2 protein-coding genes and 2 pseudogenes are annotated in these 4584 nt (G+C 38.3%); 3 read left to right on the top strand and 1 reads right to left on the bottom strand.

The features are described from left to right. The 3 genes and pseudogenes from FTU95_RS14750 to FTU95_RS14740 form a co-directional block, all read left to right on the top strand. Positions 1 to 176: pseudogene (locus FTU95_RS14750) on the top strand (IS982 family transposase); the annotation flags it as partial. 37 nt (positions 177 to 213) lie between these two features. Then, a complete protein-coding gene (locus tag FTU95_RS14745) occupies positions 214 to 1383 on the top strand; it encodes a hypothetical protein (protein WP_005106056.1) in 1170 nt (389 codons plus the stop codon). Positions 1384 to 1469: 86 nt separating this feature from the next. Then, complete coding sequence (locus FTU95_RS14740) at positions 1470 to 2849, top strand: dihydrolipoyl dehydrogenase (protein ID WP_180078875.1); 1380 nt, start codon at positions 1470 to 1472, stop codon at positions 2847 to 2849. Here the strand turns inward: FTU95_RS14740 and FTU95_RS14735 are convergent. After that, positions 2815 to 4339 (bottom strand): annotated as a pseudogene (locus FTU95_RS14735) (Na/Pi cotransporter family protein). The gene FTU95_RS14740 and the pseudogene FTU95_RS14735 overlap by 35 nt on opposite strands. Between the last annotated feature and the right edge of the window lie 245 nt (positions 4340 to 4584).

Raw genomic sequence — 4584 nt, 5'->3', positions numbered from 1 at the left:
AGACCGTCATTGGCCAGTTGGTAGATCGCTTTAATATCCAAAAAGTAAGAGCAAAAGATTTATGGCATTTATCACATCGCTTTATCAGAAAGATTCTGTCACACACCGTCTGCGTTGTTTTGAATAAGAAGCTTGGCCATTCGCCAATTCAACTCGAAAAACTCATTTTAAGTTGAGATTGGCGTTCTTTATATAATTATTTTGGGGTAAAACATGAAGTTTAATAAAAGTGTGCTTGTTATCACTTTATCAGGTTTTTTAGCCGCATGTGGGGGCGATGGTTATTATGATAAATCACCTTCAACTGGAACAAGCAATGGTGACAATTCAAGTGTTCCATCTGGGGAACAAACTTCTCAGCAAATCTTAGATACTATAAAACGTGAAGGTCAATTCTTATTTGGAAATTATGATCCAAATGATGAAAAAACAGCTAAAGGCTATATTGATCATGCTTTAGATACCTTTGCACAAGGTCCTCTACAACTTGCCTTAGATGCCAAAAAATTATTTGATCAAGATAAGTCTGCTTTTGTATATCGTGAAAAGTGTATGAACTCAGGCACATATACAAATACTAGTTGTTATATTCTTTTTAATGATGCAACCATCAAAAATCAGTTAAATAAAGTAAATCCTAATAAATATTCGACATGGGATTTTGATGTGAATGATAATGAACTTACAGGCATGAAACTTTCAGATGAACAAATTGATAAGTTCACTGGAAAAACTATGATTATTATTTTTGATAATCGAAATGCTGATAAAAAATTTAATGATATTTGGGTAACTGGTGTATTTGGATACCCTTACAAGCAGTCATGGGGTCTTACACAATCAGATCAGCTGCGTATTGTAAGCATGAATGCAGCCAATAGTGAATATGAGGTGACTCTAACTTATGATGATGAAACCACCGAAACCAAAGGTGCACTAAGTATTTATAAAGACCCAACCTCTACAGATGGTGAACTTTATGTCCTGCAAAACAACTCAAGTTTTGATGTATTAACCAACGATAATCCAAATACACCTGAAGTCGAAACAGTTAATTTCGAAATTAATTCAGTTGTTGGTGATCCAGCAGCACTTGCAACATACCGAGTCAAAGCAAATGCACAACAAATCCTTGATATTCCAAATGTAAGTGCAATTATAGGTACACGTGTAGAAAATGAATCTCCATCAAAAAATGAAAAAAACTTTGTTGCAAGTATTCATTTGGAGGGAGAAAATATTTTCACATTTAAAGAATCTTTAAATGGTAGTATTTTGAAATTCAAACATATTATTGATGGAATTACCTATGAAGGTACTTCAACAAATAATAATGGTACTATTCAAACAAATTTGACCTCTCCAACAAATCTAAAATATTAATGTAAAGATTTAATAAAAGCCCTCTTTTAGAGAGGGCTTTTTTGTATATTGGAACTAAGGATATAAATTTCTAGAAAGTCTATTATATGTACGACCTCATCATCATTGGCGCAGGCACTGCAGGGATCAGTGCTTATAACGAAGCCATCAAATACACCCAAAATATTTTAATTATTAATGACGGCCCATGGGATACAACCTGTGCACGTGTCGGCTGTATGCCAAGCAAACTTCTGATTTCATCTGCAAATCGCATGCATGACATTCAATCCGCGAAAGACCTCGCTTTACAACATGAAGCTGTAATAGATACTTCAGGTGTGATGCAACGTCTACATAGCTTAAGAGAACGTTTCATTCGCGCAACCCTAAAAGGCGTTGATCGATGGGAGGCTTCACATAAAATTTCTGGTCATGCAACGTTTATTAATGCCCATACAGTTGAAGTCAATGGACAAGCTTATCAGGCTAAAAGCTTCATTATTGCGGTTGGTTCACGACCTAATATCGATAAAACATTCAAGGAAGAATTAGGAGATAAATATCTAACTTCTGATAAGATATTTGAACTTTCTCAATTACCCAAGTCTTTAGCAGTGATCGGAAGTGGTGTGATTGCCATTGAACTGGCACAAGCCATGCAACGACTGGGCGTAGACACTACCCTGTTCGCTCGTAGCCAAAAAGTAGGTGCCTTAACCAGTCCAGTCTTACAAAAGCTGGCACAGGAGCAATTGAGTAAAGAACTCAATATCAAGTTCAAAATCTTGCCAGATCAAGTTAAAAAACAAGCTGATCATATCCAGATTAATTTTACTGAAAATGATCAAGCTCAAACTATTCAAGTTGAATATATTTTGGGCGCTACAGGCCGTCAGACTAATCTGGATCGATTAGGTTTAAATCAGTTAGAGCCTAGTTTTGCTGATATCAAAAAATTGCCTATCAATGAAAAAACCAAACAACTCGCAGATATGCCTATATTTATAGTGGGTGATGCCGCACCTGATGCCCCCATTCAGCACGAAGCTGCTCATGCTGGTAAAGAAGTGGTTCATAACTGTTTAAATTATCCCGAGATTAAGCCGATTCCCGCACTCACCCCACTGGCAATCGTATTCTCTCACCCGGAAATGGCGATTATCGGACAAAGTTTTAAACAGTTAGAACAGCAAAATATTGAATTTATTCGAGGATTTGCCTCCTATGAAAATCAAGGACGTGCATTGGTTCTTGCTGAAAATAAAGGTGGTATTGAAGTTTATATTGATAAAAAATCAGGCAAATTATTAGGCGCAGAACTCTTCTGTTCACAAGCCGAACATCTTGGCCATCTTCTGGCCTGGACCATTGATGCAGATCAGGATATTCATCAAATCCTGGCAAAACCTTTTTATCACCCAACGCTGGAAGAAGGCCTCAGATCTGCTCTTAAACATGCTCGTCGTCAATTTGATGCATTGTAAGTGTTTGCTGACGCTCATTGAGTACATTAATCAAACGGTAACTGTGCGCAACTAAGCGATCTAACCAACGCTGAGCAGCCAATAACTCAAAAGTTTTGGCTGCATTCAGCTGATACGTTGAGGCATAAATATTAGTTTTTTCACGTAATTCGCTACGATGCTGTTTACTCCACTGTTTTAGATGTCCCATTTCAATATACAACTGGCTCAAATCTTCAGATGAGCGAGTATCTAGCATGCTATTTCCAGCATTTTCCAGAATCTGGATAAAATCCAAGGCAAGTTGATGAATCGCGGGTTGGGTACGAATACTCACAACATGCTTTAGATTTTCCAAATCACTACGCAACACTTTCAGATAAACCATCATCCTTAATAAGCTAAAGAGCCGACTTTGATCAGTGCTATTTTCAGGCACAACAATTTTTCCTAAATAATCCTGTAATTTGTAAATTAATTCGTCTTGCTGTTTTAATTCATTGGCCGAAACCAATTCTGCTGACTTGATGGCTTTTAGAATCCAGGAATATTGGGTCAATATGGTTTTAAAGATCACTTGTTCTGCCGTATTAATTGCGACCGCAGGCACTGCCAAACTGGCTTCATCTAAGGCCTGTAATAATGAATCTTCATGTGCCGGAATATATTTCACCAACAGCTGTTCAAAGGGGCGAATCAATGGCATAAAAAATAAGGCACCAAATACACTGAAGGCTGTATGAAAAGCTGCCACAATGACCACATGATCCCAACCAGATAAAAAATACTGTGGTTGATACAGCCATAAAAACAAGGGAACCAAAATACAAAATGCAAAAATTGCACTCACGACATTAAAACAGACATGCACAGCAGCAGTTCGTTTTGCATTCGCATTTGCACCGATGGCTGCCAGTACTGCAGTTGCAACGGTTCCAATATTCTGGCCAATGACGAGCACAAGCGCTTGATCGAGCTGAATCGCCTGACTTGCTAATGCAGCAAGTGTCGCTGTAATGGCGGCACTAGAGGACTGCAAAATCACAGTCATGACCAAACCGAAAAGTACCAATAACAGCTTTGCAGCAAAACTTTCGGTCGAGAAAATTGAAAGATCGAGATGTTCTGCGACACCTGACATTGCTACTTGAAGCAAATCAATTCCAAAGAAAATCAGGCCGAATCCCGCAAGCGCCAAGCCGGTAAGCGCTGTACGTCCATGTGCTAATATTTTAAGTAAAGCGCCTATGGCAATGAGAGGCAAAGCCACTTGTCCAATAGAAAACTTTAAACCTAAAAAAGCCACAATCCAGCCAGTACTGGTTGTACCGATATTGGCGCCAATAATTACACCAATGGCTTGCGAAAAAGAGAGTACGCCTGCACTGACAAAGCCAATACCATTGTCTTAATGTTTCACCTGCAATATCTTTAAGGCTCTCGGTCATTAAAGTCATACCAAGCAAAAATAAACCGATTCCACCACAGAGCTGTGTAAATACCTCAAACACGCAGATTCCTAGGCTTTAAATTTTAATGATTAAAACATAATCAGGCTGATTTAAAAACAGCAAATAACCTTGAGTAAATTCAGAATATTATTTTTACTTTTTAATTTTGCTATAAACTCCACACACAAAAAAACACCCCCTGCTCATGCAGGGGGTGTTTCGAATAATGAGCTGGCGATGACTTACTCTCACATGGGTAACCCCACACTACCATCAGCGCAAAGAGGTTTCACTTCTGAGTTCGG

It is taken from the genome of Acinetobacter sp. YH12208 (genome assembly GCF_013418055.1).
Classification (GTDB): Bacteria; Pseudomonadota; Gammaproteobacteria; order Pseudomonadales; family Moraxellaceae; genus Acinetobacter; species Acinetobacter pseudolwoffii.
This window is presented reverse-complemented; position numbering and strand designations above follow the sequence as displayed.

Excerpts from the sequence above, each read along its gene's own strand:
- FTU95_RS14745 (WP_005106056.1), top strand. The coding sequence starts at position 214 with ATGAAGTTTAATAAAAGTGTGCTTGTTATCACTTTATCAGGTTTTTTA.
- FTU95_RS14740 (WP_180078875.1), top strand. The coding sequence starts at position 1,470 with ATGTACGACCTCATCATCATTGGCGCAGGCACTGCAGGGATCAGTGCT.